Consider the following 19160-nt stretch of genomic DNA (forward strand, 5'->3'; position numbering starts at 1 on the left):
TCAGTGCCGGTCGTTCAGCCAGTGGTGCACCGCGGTCGCGGTCGTGTCTGCGTGCTCGTCCATCAGGGTGAAGTGGTCGCCGGTCACCTCCCGCATGGTGTGGGGAAGCGGCCACGACGGCCGCACGCCGCCCGCGAGCAGGTCAGGCACGAACTCGCTCGCGCGGAGGAACAGCGTCGGCACGGTCGTCGCGCGTGGGGCCCAGGACCCGAACAACCGGGCGTACCAGGCCATCGCGGTGAGCTGGTCGTCGTCGACCGCCAGCTGCGGGACCTGTTCCAGCAGCCGGTGCGTGGTGCCCGCCATGCGCACGGCGAGGTGCTCGCCGGGGCCCGCGGGGCTGTCCAGCAGCACCAGAGCCCGCGGTGGCGTGCCGTCGGCCTCCAGGCGTGCCGCGAGCTCGTGCGCCAGCCACCCGCCCGAGGAGTACGCGACCAGGGTGACCGGTTTGTCGCCGAATCCGCGCCGGAGGGCGTCCGCGTGCCGTGCGGCCGCCGCCGCCAGGTCGGCCGGGAGCGGCTCGCCCCTGCCGTAGCCGGGAGTGGGCAGCACCCATACCTCCCGCTGTCCGCGCAACGCGGTGGCGAACTTCGCGAACTGCACCGGGGTCACCGGAGCCACCAGCGACGGCACGCACAGCAGCGGTTCGCCGTGGCCGCCGTCGCACAGCCGCACCGGGTCGGCGTCGCCGCGCGCATCGGCCGCGTCGTACGTGGGCCGCAGGGTCGCGGCGAGGTCCACCAGGTCGCATGCCTGCTGGTAGCCCCCCTGCGCGAAGGCGCGGCGGAACAGGCTGGTGACCGGGCCTTCGTGCTCCTGCTCCGGCGCGGTGGCGCCGGAGCGCCGGTCGGCGGCGAACGCGGCCAGTGCCCGCGGTGTCGGGTGCTCGAACAGCGCGTCGGCGGACAGACTGATCCCCGCCGACCGGCGCAGGCGGGCCCGCAACCCCGCGATCGCCAGCGAGTCGAAGCCGAGTTCGAGGAACGCGCGGTCCGGTTCGACATCGGCGGGATCGGTGTAGCCGAGCACCGCCGCGACCTCGACGCGCACCAGGCGTTCGATGTCCGGCTCGCCCTCCTCGGCGGCCTCGGCACGTGGCTCGGGCACCACGGGCGTCCGAGGCCCGAGCACTTCGGGCGCTTCGGGCACAAGCCAGTACCGGCTGCGCTGGAACGCGTAGGTCGGCAGGCTCGCGCGCCGGGCCGGTCCGAGCAGCGCGGGCCAGTCGATCCGGTGCCCGGCGACGTGCAGTGCCGCCACGACGTCGAGCGGCCCGGTCGCGGAGGGGATGACGGTGGCGTCGTCACCGAGGTTGTCCGCGGCGAGCCCCGACAGCACACCGTCGGGCCCGATTTCCAGGAAGGTGCGCGCTCCCGCCGACGCCGCCCCGCGCACGGCGTCGCCGAAGCGGACCGCCTCCCGGACGTGGCGGACCCAGTGATCCGGATCGGTGACATCCCCGCCGGAGACCAGGGTGATCCGCGGGACGGACAACTCGACACGGTCCAGGACCGTCCGGAACTCCGCCAGCATCGGCTCCATCAGCGGCGAGTGGAACGCGCGGGTCACCGGCAGGCGGCGCGACCGGCCGAACCCGGCCGCGATGGCGAGGACCTCGTCCTCGGCACCCGCGATCACGACCGATCGCGGCCCGTTCACCGCCGCCACCGACACCTGGCCGGTCAGCAGCGGCAGCACGTCGTCCTCGGACACCGGCAGGGCCACCATGACGCCGGGCCGCATCGCCTGCATCAGCCGGGCCCGCTCGGACACGATCAGGCACGCGTCGTCGAGGGAGAACACCCCGGCGACGTGCGCGGCGGCGATCTCGCCGAGAGAGTGGCCCAGTACCACCTCCGGCGAGACACCCCAGGACTCGAGAACGCGGAACAGCGCCACCTCGAAGGCGAACAGGGCGGGCTGGGCGAACTCGGTGCGCGTCAGGTCGTCCCCGGCCGCCAGCCGGGCGGACACCTCGGCGTGCACCTGGCCGAACAGCGGGACGGCGCGGGCGAAGCTCTCGGCCGCGCCCGCGAGCCGAGTGCCCTGGCCCGCGAACATCATGGCGAGCCTGCCGCCGGACGCCTGCCCGGTGACGACCGACGGCGCGGGCTCTCCGGCGGCGATCGCCCGCAGTCCCGCGATCGCGGCCCCGTGGTCGCCGGCGACGACCACGGCCCGGTACTCGAAGGCGGAGCGGCCGGTGGCCAGCGAGTGCGCGATGTCGGCCAGCGTGGCGTCGGTCGCGGCCAGGTGCTCGGCCAGGTTCGCGGCCTGCGCGCGGAGGGCCGAACGGGACCGCGCCGAGACGACGACCGGTAGGGCGGCCGGCGCGGGAGGCACGGAGGGTACGGAGGGCACGGAGGGTACGGGAGACACGGAGGGTGCCGTCCGCCGTGCCGGTTCGTCGGCGTGTTCGATGATCACGTGGGCGTTGGTGCCGCTGACGCCGAACGCGGACACCCCGGCCCGGCGCGGCCCGGCCCACTCCCGGTTCTCCGTCAGCAGCCGGACGTCGCCGGTGTCCCACTCCACCTGGGACGACGGCGTGCCGATGTGCAGCGACTGCGGCAGCACACCGTGCCGTATCGCCATCACCATCTTGATCACACCGCCGACCCCCGCGGCGGCCTGCGAATGCCCGATGTTCGACTTCAGCGAGCCCAGCCACAGCGGACGGTCACGGTCCTGGCCATAGGTGGCGAGCAGGGCGTGCGCCTCGATCGGATCACCGAGACGCGTGCCCGTGCCGTGCGCCTCCACCGCGTCGACGTCCATGACGGACAGACCGGCGTTCGCCAGGGCCGCGCGGATCACCCGCTGCTGTGACGGGCCGTTCGGCGCGGTCAGCCCGTTCGAGGCGCCGTCGGAGTTCACCGCGCTGCCGCGCAGTACGGCCAGGACCGGGTGACCGTTGCGGCGGGCGTCCGACAGCCGCTCCAGCAACAGCACACCGGCGCCCTCGGACCAGCCCGTGCCGTCTGCGGCGTCCGAGAACGCCTTGCACCGGCCGTCCGGCGACAGCCCGCCCTGCCGGGAGAACTCGACGAACACTCCCGGGTTGGACATGACGGTCACCCCACCGGCGAGTGCCATCGAGCACTCCCCCGACCGCAGCGCCTGCGCCGCCAGATGCAGCGCCACCAGCGAGGACGAACACGCCGTGTCGACGGTCAGGGTGGGGCCTTCCAGACCGAATGTGTAGGCGACGCGGCCGGAGATCACGCTCGCCGCGTTGCCGGTGAGGAAGTAGCCCTCCAGCTCGTCACGGGCCGGACCGGCCAGCGCCCCGTACGCCTGGTCGAACGCGCCGACGAACACACCGGTCCGGCTGCCGCGCGCGGTCGCCGGGTCGATCCCCGCCCGCTCGAACGCCTCCCAGGAGATCTCCAGCAGGATGCGCTGTTGCGGGTCCATGGCCAGCGCCTCACGCGGCGAGATCCCGAAGAACGCCGGGTCGAAGCCGCCCACGTCGGCCAGGAATCCGCCCTCGCGCACCGACGACGTGCCGGGCCGGGCACGGTCGGGGTCGTAGAGTGAGCCGAGGTCCCAGCCGCGGTCGGCCGGGAAGCCCGATATGGCGTCCCGCCCGTCCACGACCAGCCGCCACAGCTCGTCGGGCGAGGTCACCCCGCCGGGGAAGCGGCAGCCCATCGCCACGATCACCACCGGGTCGCCGTCGACGGGCGCGGCGGTTCCGGCCTGCCGCTCGACGGCCGTGCCGAACAGTTCCCCGTCCAGGAATTCCATCACCCGGGCCGGTGTCGGGTGGTCGAACACCAGCGTCGCGGGCAACCGGACACCGGTGGCGGCGGCCAGCCGGTTGCGCAGCTCGACCGAGGTCAGCGAGTCGAAGCCGAGGTCCCGGAAGGGCCTGCCGGGGTCGACCGCGTCGGCGTTGTCGTGCCCGAGCACGGCCGCGGTGTGCGCGCGGACGAGATCGCCCAGCGCGCGGGCCCGCTCGTCGGGCGAGAGCCGCGACAGCTCGCCGCCGGCCTTGGCGGCGCTCACCGTACGGCGGCCGGGCACCCGTACCAGGCCGCGCAGCATCGGCGGCACGCTGTCCGCGTGCCTGCGCAGCACCGAGATGTCGACCGGCACCGGGGCCAGCACCGGCTCGGGCAGCGCGGTCGCGAGGTCGAACAGGGCCAGTCCCCGTTCGGCGTCCAGCGGTGTCAGGCCGGTGCGGGTCAGGCGGTCGATGTCGGCGGTCGTGAGATGACCGCTGATGCCGCTGCGCACGGTGCCATCGGCCCACAGTCCCCACTCCAGCGCCTGTGCGGGCAGGCCGCGTGCGCCGCGTTGACGCGCCAGGCCGTCCAGCAGGCCGTTGGCCGCCGAATAGTTCGCCTGCCCCGGGCTGCCCAGCAGACCGGCCACCGAGGAGAACAGCACGAACAGGGCGAGGTCCGCGTGCTCGGTCAGCTCGGACAGGGCCGTCGCGGCGTGGGCCTTCGGCGCCAGCACGGCGTCGATCCGCTGCGGGGTCAGCGACTCCAGCACGCCGTCGTCGGAGACACCGGCCGTGTGCACGACACCGGTGAGCGGATGGTCGCCCGGGACGTCCGCCAGCAGCCGGGCCAGGGCGGTGCGGTCGGCGACGTCGCACGCGGCGACGTCCACGTGGGCGCCGAGCCCGGTCAGCTCGGCGACGAGTTCGGCGGCTCCCTCGGCCCGCGGGCCACGCCTGCTGGTCAGCAGCAGCCGGCGCACGCCGTACGCCGTGACCAGGTGACGCGCGATGAGTCCGCCGAGCGAGCCGGTGCCGCCGGTGACCAGGACCGTGCCGTCGGGGTTCAGTGGGGCCGGGACGGTCAGTACCACCTTGCCGACATGGCGGGCCTGGCTGACGTGGCGGAACGCCTCCGGGGCCCGGCGCACGTCCCAGGCGGTCAGCGGCAGCGGGGCCAGCGTGCCGTCGGCGAGCAGGGCGACGATCTCGGTGAGCATCCGCTGGATCCGGTCCGGGCCCGCCTCGATCAGGTCGAACGCGCGGTAGGACACACCGGGGTGCGCGGCGGCCACCTCGTCGGCGTCGCGGATGTCGGTCTTCCCCATCTCCACGAAACGGCCGCCGGGAACGATCAGGTCCAGCGAGGCGTCGACGAACTCGCCGGACAGCGCGTCCAGCACGACGTCGACACCGTGGGCGAACCGCTCGCGGAACTCCAGGGTGCGGGAGGAGGCGATGTGGCCGTCGGGCACGCCCAGGTCCCGCACCACGGGCCACTTCGGCGGGCTCGCGGTGGCGTACACGGTGGCGCCGAGGTGCTGGGCCAGGCGGACGGCCGCCATGCCGACACCGCCCGCCGCCGCGTGAATCAGCACGGACTCGCCGGGCTTCAGCGCGGCGAGGTCGACCAGCGCGTAGTAGGCGGTCAGATAGGCCATCGGAAGCGACGCGGCGCGGGCGAAGGACCACCCGTCGGGGATGCGGGTGAGCAGCCGCCGGTCCACCAGGGCCATCGTCGCGAACGACCCGGGCACCAGACCCATGACCCGGTCGCCGGGGGCCAGGTCGGTGACGCCGGGGCCGACCTCGAGCACGACGCCCGCGCCCTCGTTGCCCAGCAGGCCGGCGTCGCCCGGGTACATGCCGAGCGCGTTGAGGACGTCCCGGAAGTTCAGGCCCGCGGCGCGGACCGCGACGCGGACGCAGCCGTGCGGAACCGGCGCGGCCACCGCGGGGTCGGCGACGAGCGCGAGCCCGTCCAGGCTGCCCTGGTCGACGAGGCCGAGTCGCCAGGGCTGATCGGCGGGCGGTACCAGTGCCGGCATCGCCCTGGTGAGCCGTGGCGTGCTCGCACGGCCGTCACGGAGCGCCAGCTGCGGTTCCCCCGTCTCGACCGCCGCCGCCAGCGCGTCCTCGGACGCCCGCGTGCCGTCCGAGTCGACCAGCTGGAAACGCTCGGGGTGCTCCAGCTGCGCCGAGCGCACGAAGCCCCAGACGGCGGCCAGGGCGGGGTCGTGGGCGCGGTCCTGCGGACCGGTGGCGACGGCGTGCCGGGTACGGACGACCAGGCGCGAGTCGGCCCAGTGGTCGTCGGCCAGCCATTCGTTGCTCAGCGCGAGCACCTCGTGCAGGACGTCCCGCGCCTCGCCGCGCACATCGACCAGCACGACGGGCGGCGCGGGGCGCGCACGCAGGCTCGCCAGGGAGCCCTCCAGCATGACCGGCACCGGCCCGCCCTCGGCGCGGGGGCGGTCGGCCCAGGTGAGGTGGAACAACGCGTCCCGGCCGTGGTCGGCGACCGGGGCCGACGGCGCCGCCGGGCGGAAGGCGAGCGAGTCCACGGCGGCGATGGGCATGCCGTCCGCGTCGGTGACCAGCAGCGAGACCGCGTCGCCTCGCGCCGGTGACATCCGCACCCTGGCCCGGGTGGCGCCGGACGCGGTGACCGACACCCCGGTCCAGGAGAACGGCAGCCAGCCCGCGTCGGCCGGGAGGAACCCGCCGAGCAGCACGGCGTGCTGTGCCGCGTCGAGCAGCGCGGGGTGAATCGCGAAGCCCGTGACGTCGGCCGTCAGCTCGATCTCCGCGAGGACGTCGTCGCCGAGCCGCCACGCGGCACGCAGGCCCCGGAAGGCCGGGCCGTAGCCGAATCCGGCCTGCGCCAACGCCTCGTAAAGCCCGTCGACCTCGATGGGGGTGGCCCCGGGCGGCGGCCACTCCACCAGGTCTCGCGCCGGGGCCGTCGCCCGCTCGGCGAGCACACCGGTGGCGTGCAGGGTCCACGGCCCGTCGTCGTCGGCGGCCGGCCGCGAGTAGACGCGGAGGGCCCGGCGGCCGGTGTCGTCGGGTTCGTCGACGACCACCTGCAGGCCGACCTTGTTGACCTTGTTCTCCCCGTCGGCCAGCACGAGCGGCGTGGCCAGGCTCAGTTCCTCGACGGCCGCGTATCCGGCCTCGTCGGCCGCGCGCACGGCGAGCTCGAGAAAGGCCGTTCCGGGGAGCAGCACGGCACCGTTGACGACATGGTCGGCCAGCCACGGATGGGTGTGGGTGGACAACTGTCCGGTCAGGACGATCTGCCGCCCGTCGGCCAGTGGCAGCACCGCGCCCAGAAGGGGGTGCGCCGCCCGCACGAGACCGGCGGCCGACACGTCGCCGACCGGAGCCGGGACCGCCCAGAACCGCCGGTGCTGGAAGGCGTAGGTGGGCAGCGGAACGCGGCGAGCCCCGGTTCCCGAGAACACCGACGGCCAGTCGACCTCCACACCACGGACGAACAACTCCCCCGCCGCGGCGAGCAACGACTCCACCTGCGGGCGGTCGGGCCGCTGCGTGGGGATGGCTCCGGTCAGCCCGGACAGGACACCGTCAGGGCCGATCTCGCACAGTACAGAGGCGTTTGATGCTTTGACGCCGTCGGCGAAGCGTACGGTGGCCCGTACGTGTTCCACCCAGTAGCCGGCCGTGCACACCTGCTCTGGGGTGGCGGTCTGGCCGGTGACGTTGGAGATCAGGGGGAGCTTCGGCGGGTGGAACTCCACCCGCTCCATGACCCGGCGGAAGTCCTCCAGCATCGGTTCGGTCAAGGGTGAGTGGAAGGCGTGACCCACCGCCAGGCGGCGCCACCGCTCGAACCGGCCCGCGACCGCCAGGACGTCCTCTTCCGCGCCGGAGACGACCACCGATTGCGGGCCGTTGACCGCAGCGATGGACACCCTGCCCGCCAGCACCGGCCGTACGTCGTCCTCGGACACCGACAGGGCCACCATCGCGCCCGGCTCCAGCGCCTGCATCAGCCGGGCCCGTTCCGTCACGATCAGACAGGCGTCCTTCAGGGAGAACATCCCGGCGATGTGGGCGGCGGTGATCTCACCCAGCGAATGCCCCATCACCACGTCGGGCCGCAGGCCCCAGGACTCGAGCAACCGGTACAGGGCCACCTCGAAGGCGAACAGCGCGGGCTGGGCGAACTCCGTGCGCGACAGGTCGCCCTCGGCCCAGGGCCGCCCCGTGACCTCGTCGAACGCCTGCACGACCGCGTCGAACGCCTCCGCGAACACCGGGAACACCCCGGCCAGCTCACACCCCATGCCCGCCCGCTGCGAGCCCTGACCCGCGAACAACACCGCCAACCGGCCCTCGTCGGCGACGCCGGTACGGCACCGGGGCGACGGACGTCCCTCGGCGAGCGCGGACAGGACGTCCACCAGGTCGGACGGCTGCTCCGCGAGCACCACGGCACGATGCTCCAGCGCGGCCCTGGTGGTGAAGGAGGACAGCCCGATGTCCCGGACCGGCATGTCCTCGGTGACGAAATCACGCAGCCGCCGCGCCTGGTCGGCGAGTCCTTCGGCGCTCGTCGCGGACAGGGCGACGGGGTGGACCGGCGGTGTCACCTCGGGGGCGACGGGTTCGTCGGCCTCGGCAGGTGGCTGTGCGAGCACGACGTGCGCGTTGGTGCCGCTCATGCCGAACGACGACACGCCCGCCCGGCGTGGCCCGGTCCATTCCCGGTTCTCCGTCAACAACTGGACGTCTCCGGCGCTCCACTCCACTTCGGACGACGGCGTGCCGACGTGCAATGTCCGCGGCAGGACGCCGTGCCGCATCGCCATCACCATCTTGATCACGCCGCCGACCCCCGCGGCGGCCTGCGAGTGGCCGATGTTGGACTTCAGCGAGCCCAGCCAGAGTGGGCGATCACGGTTCTGGCCGTAGGTCGCCAGCAGCGCCTGCGCCTCGATCGGGTCGCCCAGGCGCGTACCGGTGCCGTGCGCCTCGACCGCGTCGACCTCGGAAGCGGACAGACCGGCGTTCGCCAGCGCGGCGCGGATCACTCGCTGCTGCGACGGCCCGTTCGGCGCGGTCAGGCCGTTGGACGCGCCGTCCTGGTTGACGGCGCTACCGGCGACGACCGCGAGCACGGTGTGGCCGTTACGGCGGGCGTCGGCCAGCCGTTCCAGCACGAGCATGCCCACGCCCTCGGCCCAGCCGGTGCCGTCGGCGGCGTCGGAGAACGCCTTGCACCGGCCGTCCGGGGACAGGCCCCGCTGGCGGGAGAACTCCACGAAGGCCGCCGGTGTGGACATGATCGTGGCGCCGCCGGCGAGCGCGAGATCGCATTCGCCGGACCGCAACGACTGCGCCGCGAGGTGCAACGCCACCAAGGACGACGAGCACGCCGTGTCGACGGTGACCGCCGGGCCCTCCAGGCCGAAGACGTAGGCCAGTCGGCCGGACACGATGCTGCCCGCGTTACCGGTGCCGATGTAGCCGCCGAGGTCGTCGGCCGAGGTGGCGGCGAGGTTGACGTAGTCCTGCACGCTGATGCCGACGAACGTGCCGGCGCGACGGCCCCGTACCGAGGTGGGATCGATTCCGGCGTGTTCGAAGGCGCCCCAGGCGGTCTCCAGCAGCAGCCGCTGCTGCGGGTCCATCGCCAGCGCCTCACGCGGCGAGATCCCGAACAGCGCCGGGTCGAACAGGGCCACGCCGTCGAGGAAGCCGCCCTGGTCGGTGTAGCAGCGGCCGGGAACACCAGGTTCCGGGTCGTAGAGCGAGCCGAGGTCCCAGCCGCGATCGGCCGGGAAGCCCGATACGGCGTCGCGCCCGTTCACGACCAGCTGCCACAGCTCGCCGGCCGAGCGCACGCCGCCCGGGTACCGGCAGTCCATACCGACGATGACGATCGGGTCCCGGTCGACGGCCGAGGCGACGGGCGTCGTGGCGGCCGGACCGGCCGCGGTGAGCTCGGCCAGCACGAACCCCGCCAGGGCACGCGGTGTCGGGTGGTCGAACACCAGCGTCGCGGGCAGCGGCCGGCCGAGCAGACCGGCGAGCCGGTTGCGCAGGTCCACCGCGGTGATCGAGTCCAGGCCGAGGTCGCGGAACGCCTTGCCGGACTTGACCTCGGCCACGGAGGTGAGCCCGAGCACCGCGGCCGCCTGGGCGCGCACGAGGTCGAGCACGGCCGCCTCACGCTGGTCGTCGGGCAGCGCGACCAGGCCGTTCGCCGTGGCCGTCATCGGCCCGGCGGACGGCTGCGCGGCCGACGGGGTGGACGTCGCCGTGTCGGGGCGTGTCGCCCTGGCGGAATGTCCGTCGCGCAGCGTCGGCCAGTAGCGGCCGCGCTGGAAGGCATAGGTCGGCAGGTCGACGAGCCGTGCCCCCGTGCCGGCGAACACGCGGGCCCAGTCCACGCGGCCGCCCGTCACCTGGACCTGGGCGAGGGCGGACAGGACCGCGTGCGCACCGGAACCGGTCCGGCGCTGCGCCGGCGCGAACACTGCGTCCTCGGCGTCCTCGGTGTCCATCCCCGACCTGGCCAGCGCGGACAGCACGCCGTCCGGCCCCAGCTCGACGAACGTGCGGACGCCTTCGCGCAGCAGGGTTCGCACGCCGTCGCCGAAACGCACGGCCTGCCTGATGTGACGCACCCAGTAGTCGGCGGTCATGGCCGGCGCGAGCTCGCCGGTGACGTTGGAGACGATCGGGATGCGCGGCGGCTGGAACCGTACGGTCCCGGCGATCCGCGCGAACTCGTCGAGCACGGGGTCCACCAGCGGCGAGTGGAAGGCCCGGTCCACGCGCAGACGGCGGGTCCGGATCCCCTGTCCGGCGGCGATCTCCTCGATACGGGCGACCGCGCCGGCCTCACCCGAGACGACGGTCGCCGCGGGTCCGTTGACCGCCGCGATGTCGGCACGGCCGGCCAGCCACGAGCGCACCACGTCCTCACCCGCGGCGATCGACACCATCGCGCCGTCGTCGGCCAGCGACTGCATCAGCCGGCCGCGCGCACCCACCAGCAGGCAGGCGTCCGGCAGCGACAGGACCCCGCCGACGTGGGCGGCGGCCAGCTCGCCGACGGAGTGGCCCAGCAGCGCGTCCGGTCGCACGCCCCAGCTGTCCAACAGCCGGAACAGCGCCACCTCCAGCGCGAACAGCGCGGGCTGGGTGATCTCTGTGCGGTCGAGCGACGCGGCGTCCTCGCCGAAGACGACGTCGGCGAGCGGGAGCCGGACGTGGTCGGCGAACGCGGCGCAGATCTCGTCGAACGCCCCGGCGAACGCCGGGAACGCGTCGTACAGGGCGCGGCCCATGCCCAGCCGCTGTGTGCCCTGCCCGGCGAACAGGAACGCGAGCTGTCCCCCGCGCGCGGTGCCGGTGACCACCGTCGGCGGGATCCGGCCGGCGGCCAGCTCACGCAGCGCGGTGACGGCCTCGGCGCCGTCCCGGGCGAGCACCACGGCACGGTGTTCCAGGTGGGCACGTGAGGTGGCCAGCGAGAACGCGACGTCGAGCGGGTCGGCGCCGGCCTCGATCGTCCCGGCCAGCCGCTCGGCCTGGGCGGCGAGCGCGGGCCCGTCCGCGGCCGACAGCGGTAGCGGCAGGTGCGCGGGCGGCGTCCGCACGGACGTGTCCACCGGCGTCGGCGGGGCCTGCTCCAGCACGACGTGGGCGTTGGTGCCGCTCATGCCGAACGACGAGACGCCTGCCCGGCGCGGCCCGTGGGCCGCCGGCCAGTCGGTGGGGCGGGTGACCAGCTCGATGCCGCCGCTGGACCAGTCGACGTGCGAGGTCGGCTGCCCGGCGTGCAGCGTGGGCGGCACGACGCCCGCGCGCATCGCCATCACGGTCTTGATCACGCCCGCCGCACCCGCCGCGCCGAGCGCGTGGCCGATGTTGGACTTCACCGAGCCCAGCAGCAGCGGGGAGCGGCGTTCCTGACCGTAGGTGGCCAGCAGCGCCTGCGCCTCGATCGGGTCGCCCAGCGCGGTGCCGGTCCCGTGCGCCTCGACCACGTCGACGTCCGCGGCGGTCAGCCGGGCGTCGGCGAGCGCGGCGCGGATGACGCGCTGCTGGGACGGTCCGTGCGGCGCGGTCAGGCCGTTGGAGGCCCCGTCGGAGTTGACCGCGCTGCCGCGCAGCAGGGCCAGCACCCGGTGGCCGTTGCGCCGGGCGTCGGACAGCCGCTCCAGCAGCAGCACGCCGATGCCCTCGCCGGGGCCGAAGCCGTCGGCGCCCTCGGCGAACGCCTTGCACCGGCCGTCCGCGGCCAGTCCGCGCTGGCGGGAGAACTCGATGAACGTGCCCGGGGTGGACATCACGGTCACCCCACCGGCCAGCGCCATCGAGCACTCGCCCGTCCGCAGCGCCTGCGCCGCCAGGTGCAGGGCGACCAGTGACGACGAGCACGCGGTGTCGACCGTGATGGCCGGGCCCTCCAGGCCGAACGCGTACGCGAGCCGGCCGGAGGCCACGCTGCCCGCGGTGCCGGTGCTGAGATGGCCTTCGACGGGGTCGTCCGAGGCGAGCAGCAGCGGCACGTAGTCCTGCCCGGTGGTGCCCACGAACACGCCGGTGCGGCTGCCGCGCAGCGCGGCGGGGTCGAGTCCGGCGCGTTCGAACAGTTCCCAGGAGACCTCCAGCAGCAGGCGCTGCTGCGGGTCCATGGCCAGCGCCTCACGCGGGCTGATGCCGAAGAACCGGGGATCGAACTCGGTGGCCCCGGTGAGGAAGCCGCCCTCACGGGTGTAGGAGCGGCCGAGCGCGTCCGGGTCCGGGTCGTAGAGTCCCTCGACGTCCCAGCCGCGGTCGGTGGGCAGCCCGGTGACGGCGTCGGTACCGGACAGCACGAGCTGCCACAGGTCCTCCGGGGAGCTCACCCCGCCCGGGAACCGGCAGCTCATCGCCACGATCGCGATGGGCTCACCGGGGGCACTGGGGGCACTGGGGGCGCAGTCGACCGGCCGCGCCTCCGGTGAGCCGTGGCCGGTACCGGCCAGCAGCGCGACGAGGTGTTCGGCGACGGCCTGCGGCGTCGGGTGGTCGAACACCAGGGTCACGGGCAGGTCCAGGCCGGTGGCCTGACGTAGCGCGCCCCGCAGCTCCAGGGCGGTCAGCGAGTCGAAGCCCAGTTCGCCGAACGGCCTCGTCGTGCCGACCGACGCCGCGTCGGTGTGACGGAGCACGGTGGCGACGGTGGTGCGGACCAGCCGCACCGCCGCCCGCAGGCGTTCCTCGGGGGGCAGCGCGGCCAGGCCGGTCGCCGTCGCCTCCGCCGGCCGCTGGGTCGCGGGCCGGTCGGTCAGTGCGGCCAGCAGGCGCCGCCCGTCCGGGAGGCCGGCGGCGAACAGCGGCCAGTCGACGTCGGTGACGACGACGTGCGTCAGGTCGTCGGCGAGCACACGGCCGAGTTCGGCGAGCGCGCGCTGCGGATCCATCGGCCGCACGCCGTAGCGGCGGAGCCGGTCCCCGACCGCGCCGTCGGCCATGCCCCCGCCGTCCCACGGGCCCCAGGAGATCGACGTCGCGGGCAGTCCCAGGGCGCGGCGGTGGCGGGCGAAGGAGTCCAGGAAGGCGTTGCCGGGGGCGTAGTTGCCGTGTCCCGCGCCGCCGAGGATGCCGGAGCTGGACGAGAACAGCACGAACGCGTCGAGGTCGCCGGTCAGCTCGTGCAGGATCTCGGCGCCTCGGGCCTTGGTGCGCAGTACCGCGTCCGCCCGTCCGGGCCCCAGGTCGTCGAGCATTCCGTCGTCGAGCACGGCGGCGGTGTGGAAGACGGCGGTCACCGGCTCGTCCTGCCCGGCGAGCAGGTCCCGGACGGCGTCGCGGTCGCCGACGTCGCAGCGTGCCAGCGTCACGCGTGCGCCCAGCTCACGCAGTTCGCGGACGAGTTCGGCGGCGCCGGGGGCGTCGGCGCCACTGCGGCTGGTCAGCAGCAGGTGCGGCGCGCCGTCGGCGGCCAGCCAGCGGGACACCTTCGCGCCGAGGGCTCCGGTCGCGCCGGTGACCAGGAGGGTACCGCGCGGCCGCCATGCCCGGGACGGCCCCTGCTCGGCGCGGACCAGCCGGCGGCCGTAGAGCCGTCCGCCGCGGATCGCCGCCTGGTCCTCGGCGCGGGGCCCGGCGAGGAGGCCGGTGAGCAGGCCCGGGTCGAAGCCGTCGGAGACGTCGACGACCCCGCCCCACCGCTCGGGGTGTTCGAGGCCGACGACCTGCCCGAGCCCCCAGACCAGGCTCTGGGCGAAGCCGGTGACCCGGTCGGTGTCCGTGACGGCGACGGCGTCCCGGGTCAGGCACCACAGCGGGGCCTCGACGGTCTGGGCGAGGGTCAGGGTCCGCGCGTAGCCGCGCGGTACGGCCGGGTGGTCGGGATGAGGTCGCTCGTCGAGTGCCAGCAGGGACAGCACACCGGTGATCTCGCCGTCCGCGGTGGTCACCGGCTCGGCGCCGGCCTCGGTGAGCGCGGCGAACACCGCCGGCACCAGGGGGTCGTCGATCTCCGGGGTGACCACGAGCCAGCGACCGGACAGCGTGCGTCCGGCGGGTTCGACCGGCTCCCACGCGATCCGGTACCGCCGGCCCTTGGCCTCCGGCGGTGCGGGGCTGGGCCAGAACCGCCTGCTCTGGAAAGGGTACGTGGGCAGCTCGACGCGCGGCCCGGTCACCTCGGCGCACAGGGCGGGCCAGCCGACCGGGGCTCCCTCCACGTGCAGCCGGCCCACCGCGGTGAGCAGCGACCGGGCCTCGTCCGTGCCCTCTCGCAGCGTCGGCAGGGCGACGATCTCCGGCCGGCATCGCGTGGCGAGCGCAGCCAGGACACCGCCGGGGCCGAGTTCCACCACCGTCGTCGCACCGCTGTCGCCCAGCCGCCGCATCCCGTCGGCGAAGTGGACGGTGCCGACGGCCTGCCGTACCCAGTACTCCGGATCGGTCAGGTCGTCGCCGGGGCCGGTCGGCACGATCGGCAGCCGGGCCTGGGTGAACGTCAGAGTCCTGACGATCTGGCGCAGCTCGTCGGCGATCGGCCGCATCCGGGGCGAGTGGAAGGCGTGCGACACGCGCAGGCGGCTGGTCTTGCGGCCACGTGCGGCGAGGTCCTGGGCGATGGCGAGCACGGCCGGCTCGTCTCCGGACAGCACGACCGACGACGGGCCGTTCACGGCGGCCAGCCCGACCCGGTCGTCCAGCAGTGGCCGGACCTCGTCCGCCGTCGCCTCGACCGCCACCATCGCCCCGCCCGAGGGTAGCCGCTGCATCAGCGCGCCGCGGGCCACCGCCAGTCTGGCCGCGTCCGGCAGACCGAGCACGCCCGCGACATGTGCGGCGGCGAGTTCGCCGATGGAGTGGCCGAGCAGAAAGTCCGGTGTGATCCCCCAGCTCTCCAGCAGGCGGAACAGGGCGACCTCGACGGCGAACAGGACCGGCTGGGTGAACTCGGTGCGGTCCAGCCGCGCCGCGTCCCCGCCGAAGGCGATGTCGCGCAACGGCAGGCCGCAGTGCTCGGCGACCTCGTCAAAGGCGTTCGCGAACGCGACATGACGCGCGTGCAGCTCACGCCCCGCGCCGATGCGCTGGGATCCCTGACCGGAGAACAGGAACGCGGTCCGGCCCCGGACCGGGTTGACCGCGCGCAGCACCGAAGGCGCGTTCTCGCCGTCCCGTACGGCACGCAGCCCGGCCATCAGTTCGTCACGGTCGCCGGCCACGATCACGGCACGCTCCCGCAGGTGTGAGCGGGTCGTGGCGAGATCCCTGGCGAGCCGCCGGAACGGCGCGTCCACGCCGGCGAGCGCGGCCGCCTGCGCGCGCAACGCGACGGGGTCGGCGGCCGAGAGCGGGAACAGCGCCGGGCCGGACTCCGTGTCCTCCGTCCCCTCCGCGTCCTGCGCGGCGAGCGGCTCCGGCTCCGGAGCCTGTTCCAGGATGACGTGCGCGTTGGTGCCGCTCACCCCGAACGCCGACACACCGGCGCGGCGCGGGCGGTCGGTCTCCGGCCAGCCGATCTGCTCGGTGAGCACCCGGACGCCGGACCAGGTGACCCGCGGCGTCGGCGTGCCCACGTGCAGCGTCCTGGGCAGCAGGCCGTGCCGCAGGGCCAGTACGGTCTTCACGACGCCCGCCAGTCCGGCGGCGGCCTGGGTGTGGCCGATGTTGGACTTGACCGAGCCCAGCCACAGCGGCCGGCCGCGGTCCCGGCCGTAGACCGCCCGCAGCGCGTCGGCCTCGATCGGGTCGCCGAGCCTGGTGCCGGTGCCGTGCGCCTCGACGGCGTCCACGTCGGACGGCGTGAGCCCGGCGGCCGCCAGCGCCTCACGGATCACGCGTTCCTGGGCGGGGCCGTTGGGCGCGGTCAGGCCGTTGGAGGCGCCGTCGGAGTTGACCGCGCTGCCGCGCACGAGCGCCAGCACCGGGTGGCCGTTGCGCCGGGCGTCCGACAGCCGCTCCACCAGGATCACCGCGGCGCCCTCGCCCCAGCCGGTGCCGTCCGCGTCGGCGGAGAACGCCTTGCACCGCCCGTCGGGGGCGAGGGCGCGCTGGCGGGAAAACTCCAGGAAGGTGCCCGGGGTGGCCATCACCGTGGCGCCCCCGACGAGCGCGAGCCCGCATTCGCCCGCCCGCAGGGATCGGACGGCCAGGTGCAGCGCGACCAGCGACGCCGAGCACGCGGTGTCGACGGTCAGCGACGGCCCCTCCAGGCCCAGCAGGTAGGAGATCCGGCCGGAGGCGATGCTCGCCGCGTTACCGGTGCCCAGGTGGCCCTCGAAGTCCTCGGGGGAGCGCATGAGCACCGCCGGGTAGTCCTGGCCGTTGGTGCCGACGAACACACCGGTCCGGCTGCCACGCGCCCACGCGGGGTCGATTCCGGCGCGTTCGAACGCCTCCCACGCCGTCTCCAGCAGCAGCCGCTGCTGCGGGTCCATGGCGAGCGCCTCCCGCGGGCTGATGCCGAAGAAGTCCGCGTCGAACTCGGTGGCGCAGTCGAGGAACCCGCCCTCGGCGGCGTAGACGTGACCGGTCCGTTCGGGATCCGGGTCGACCAGATCGGGATCCCAGCCGCGGTCGGCGGGCAGCGGCGTGAGCGCGTCGGTCCCCGCGGCCACCAGGTCCCACAGGTCGTCGGGCGAGCGCACGTCGCCGGGGAAGCGGCAGCCCATGCCGACGATCGCGATCGGCTCGCTGTCGCGTTCCTCCAGCTCGGCCAGCTTGCGGTTGGCGCGGCGCAGGTCCGTCGTGGCCCGCTTGAGGTAGGCCCGGAGCTTGTCCGTCTCGGTGTCGGTCATCGGTCGCCAAACTCCTCGTCCAAGAGCTTGAAGAGCTCGTCGTCGGTTGCCTCGGCCAGGTCGGGGTCGTCCTCGCCGCTCGCCTGTTCCCCCGTGCCGCCCCGGTCGGCGGGGGCGGGGCCGGCGGGATCCTCGCCGAACAGCGCGGACACCAGGTGCCCGGCGAGCGCGGCCGGTGTGGGGTGGTTGAACACCAGCGCGGCCGACAGCTCCAGCCCGGTTTCGGCGGCCAGCCGGTTGCGCAGGTTGACCGCGCTCAGCGAGTCGAACCCGAGGTCGCGGAAGGACCGGTCGGGGTCGACCTCCGCCGGTCCGCCGTGGGCGAGGACGGCGGCGACGTGGGTGCGCACGGCGTCGAGCAGCAGCCGCTGCCGGTCGGCCGGCGCTACCCGGCCGTAGTCCGTCGGGGTCGTGGTGCTCGGCCGCGTCACCAGATCGGTCAGCAGGCCGGCCCGGCTGCCTTCGGCGTAGGGTTTCCAGTCGACGTCGGCGATGACCAGCGACCCACCCGGACCGGACAGGGCGCGGTGCAGGACGGTGACGGCCGCCGCGGGGTCCATCGGGTGCACGCCGCCGCGCCGCATCCGCTCCACCGCGCGGGGATCGGCCGCCATGCCCTCGCCCGCCCACGGCCCCCAGGCGGCGGCGACGGCCGGCTTGCCCTCGGCACGGCGGCGACGGGCCAGGGCGTCCAGGAAGGCGTTGGCGGCGGCGTAGTTACCCTGCCCGGCGCTGCCGAGCGTGCCCGCCATCGAGGAGAACAGTACGAACGCGTCGAGGTCGCCGGTGAGTTCGTCGAGGTGCCGGGCCGCCTCCGCCTTCGGCCGCCAGACGCGTTCGAACCGGTCCGGGGTCAGCGCGCCGAGGACGCCGTCGTCGAGCACTCCCGCGGCGTGGAAGACGGCGGACGGCGGGTACTGCGCCAGCAGTTCGGCGACCGCCGTACGGTCGGCGACGTCGCAGGCGACGACGTCGACCTCCGCGCCGAGCCCGGTCAGCTCGGCGACCAGCTCACCGGCGCCCGGGGCGTCCGCGCCCCGGCGCCCGGTCAGCACGAGGTGCTCCGCGCCCGATCGCGCCAGCCACCTCGCGACGTGTGCGCCGAGCGCACCGGTACCTCCGGTGACCAGCACCGTTCCGCTGGGCCGCCAGGTCGTCGACGGCGGCAGCGGCAGCGGGCGCAGCCGCGCGGCGAGCACCGTACCCGCGCGTACCATGATCTGGTCCTCCGTCGCGGCTGCCATCGCGGCGGCCAGGGCCCGGAAGTCCGCCTCCGACGCGTCGCGCGGCAGATCGGCCAGACCGCCCCAGCGGTGGGGCCGTTCGGCGGCGATCGTGCGCCCGAGCCCGGTCAGCGCCGCCTGCCCGGCGTCATCGTCGGCGCCGAACGTCACCAGCCACAGCGGGACGTCGACCTCTTCGGCGAGCCGCGCCGTACGGGCGAGCACCTCGGGCGCGTCCACGGTCAGGGCGAGCAGCGACACCACCCCGGTCACCGGACCGGCCGGCGGACCGGCCGGCGGATCAGCTGGCGGACCGGCCGGCGGATCAGCTGGCGGATCAGCCACTGTCTCGTGCACGCGGGCGCCCGCCGACTCCAGCGCCGTCACGCACCGGCGGACGACCTCGTGTGCCCGGTCCCCCACGACCAGCCAGTCCCCGCTGATCGTGCCGGCGCCGGTGGGGACCGGAGTCCACTCGACGTGATGCGTCCAGGCGCCGGTGTCCGGTGCGGCACCGGGCGTGTCGAGCCAGAACCTGCGGTGCTGGAACGCCGTGGTGGGTACCGGCACCTGCCGCCCGCCCAGCGACCGGTAGACGGCCGCCCAGTCGACGGGAACGCCCGCGACGTGCAGGGCGCCGACCGCTTCGACGAGCGTGTCGATCTCGGGTCTGCCCGCCCGCTGGGTCGCGATCGCCGGTATGTCGGCGCCGGAGCGCACCGCGGCCGTCAGCGCCGCGTCCGGCCCGATCTCGACGATGGCACCGGCACCGGTGCCGCGCAGGGTCGTGACGACGTCGGCGAAGCGCACGGTCGACCGTACGTGCCGCACCCAGTACTCCGGCGTGCGCAGTTCGCCGGCGGTGGCGATCCGCCCGGTGAGGTCGGACACGACGGGGATCGCCGGCTCGGCGAA

Annotated in this window: 2 protein-coding genes (1 of these 2 cut by a window edge); both read right to left on the reverse strand. The window is 74.7% G+C overall.

What is annotated here, in order from left to right; genetic code table 11:
- Positions 1 to 17022, reverse strand: a complete 17022-nt coding sequence (locus AB0N02_RS41045) for an SDR family NAD(P)-dependent oxidoreductase (RefSeq protein WP_363958784.1) — start codon at positions 17020 to 17022, stop codon at positions 1 to 3.
- Positions 17019 to 19160 carry the final stretch of a type I polyketide synthase gene (locus AB0N02_RS41050; protein ID WP_363958787.1) on the reverse strand. It continues 8901 nt past the right edge of the window, so 2142 of the gene's 11043 nt are visible here — the last part of the coding sequence; the start codon falls outside the window, past its right edge — the gene reads right to left on this strand; it ends in the stop codon at positions 17019 to 17021. Before AB0N02_RS41050 ends, AB0N02_RS41045 begins: the two co-directional genes overlap by 4 nt.

The sequence above is a fragment of the Streptosporangium sp. NPDC051022 genome, from assembly GCF_040683035.1.
Classification (GTDB): domain Bacteria; phylum Actinomycetota; class Actinomycetes; order Streptosporangiales; family Streptosporangiaceae; genus Streptosporangium.

What these genes read in the sequence shown, in the direction of transcription:
- AB0N02_RS41045 (WP_363958784.1), bottom strand. Translation starts at nt 17,022, where the DNA reads ATGACCGACACCGAGACGGACAAGCTCCGGGCCTACCTCAAGCGGGCC.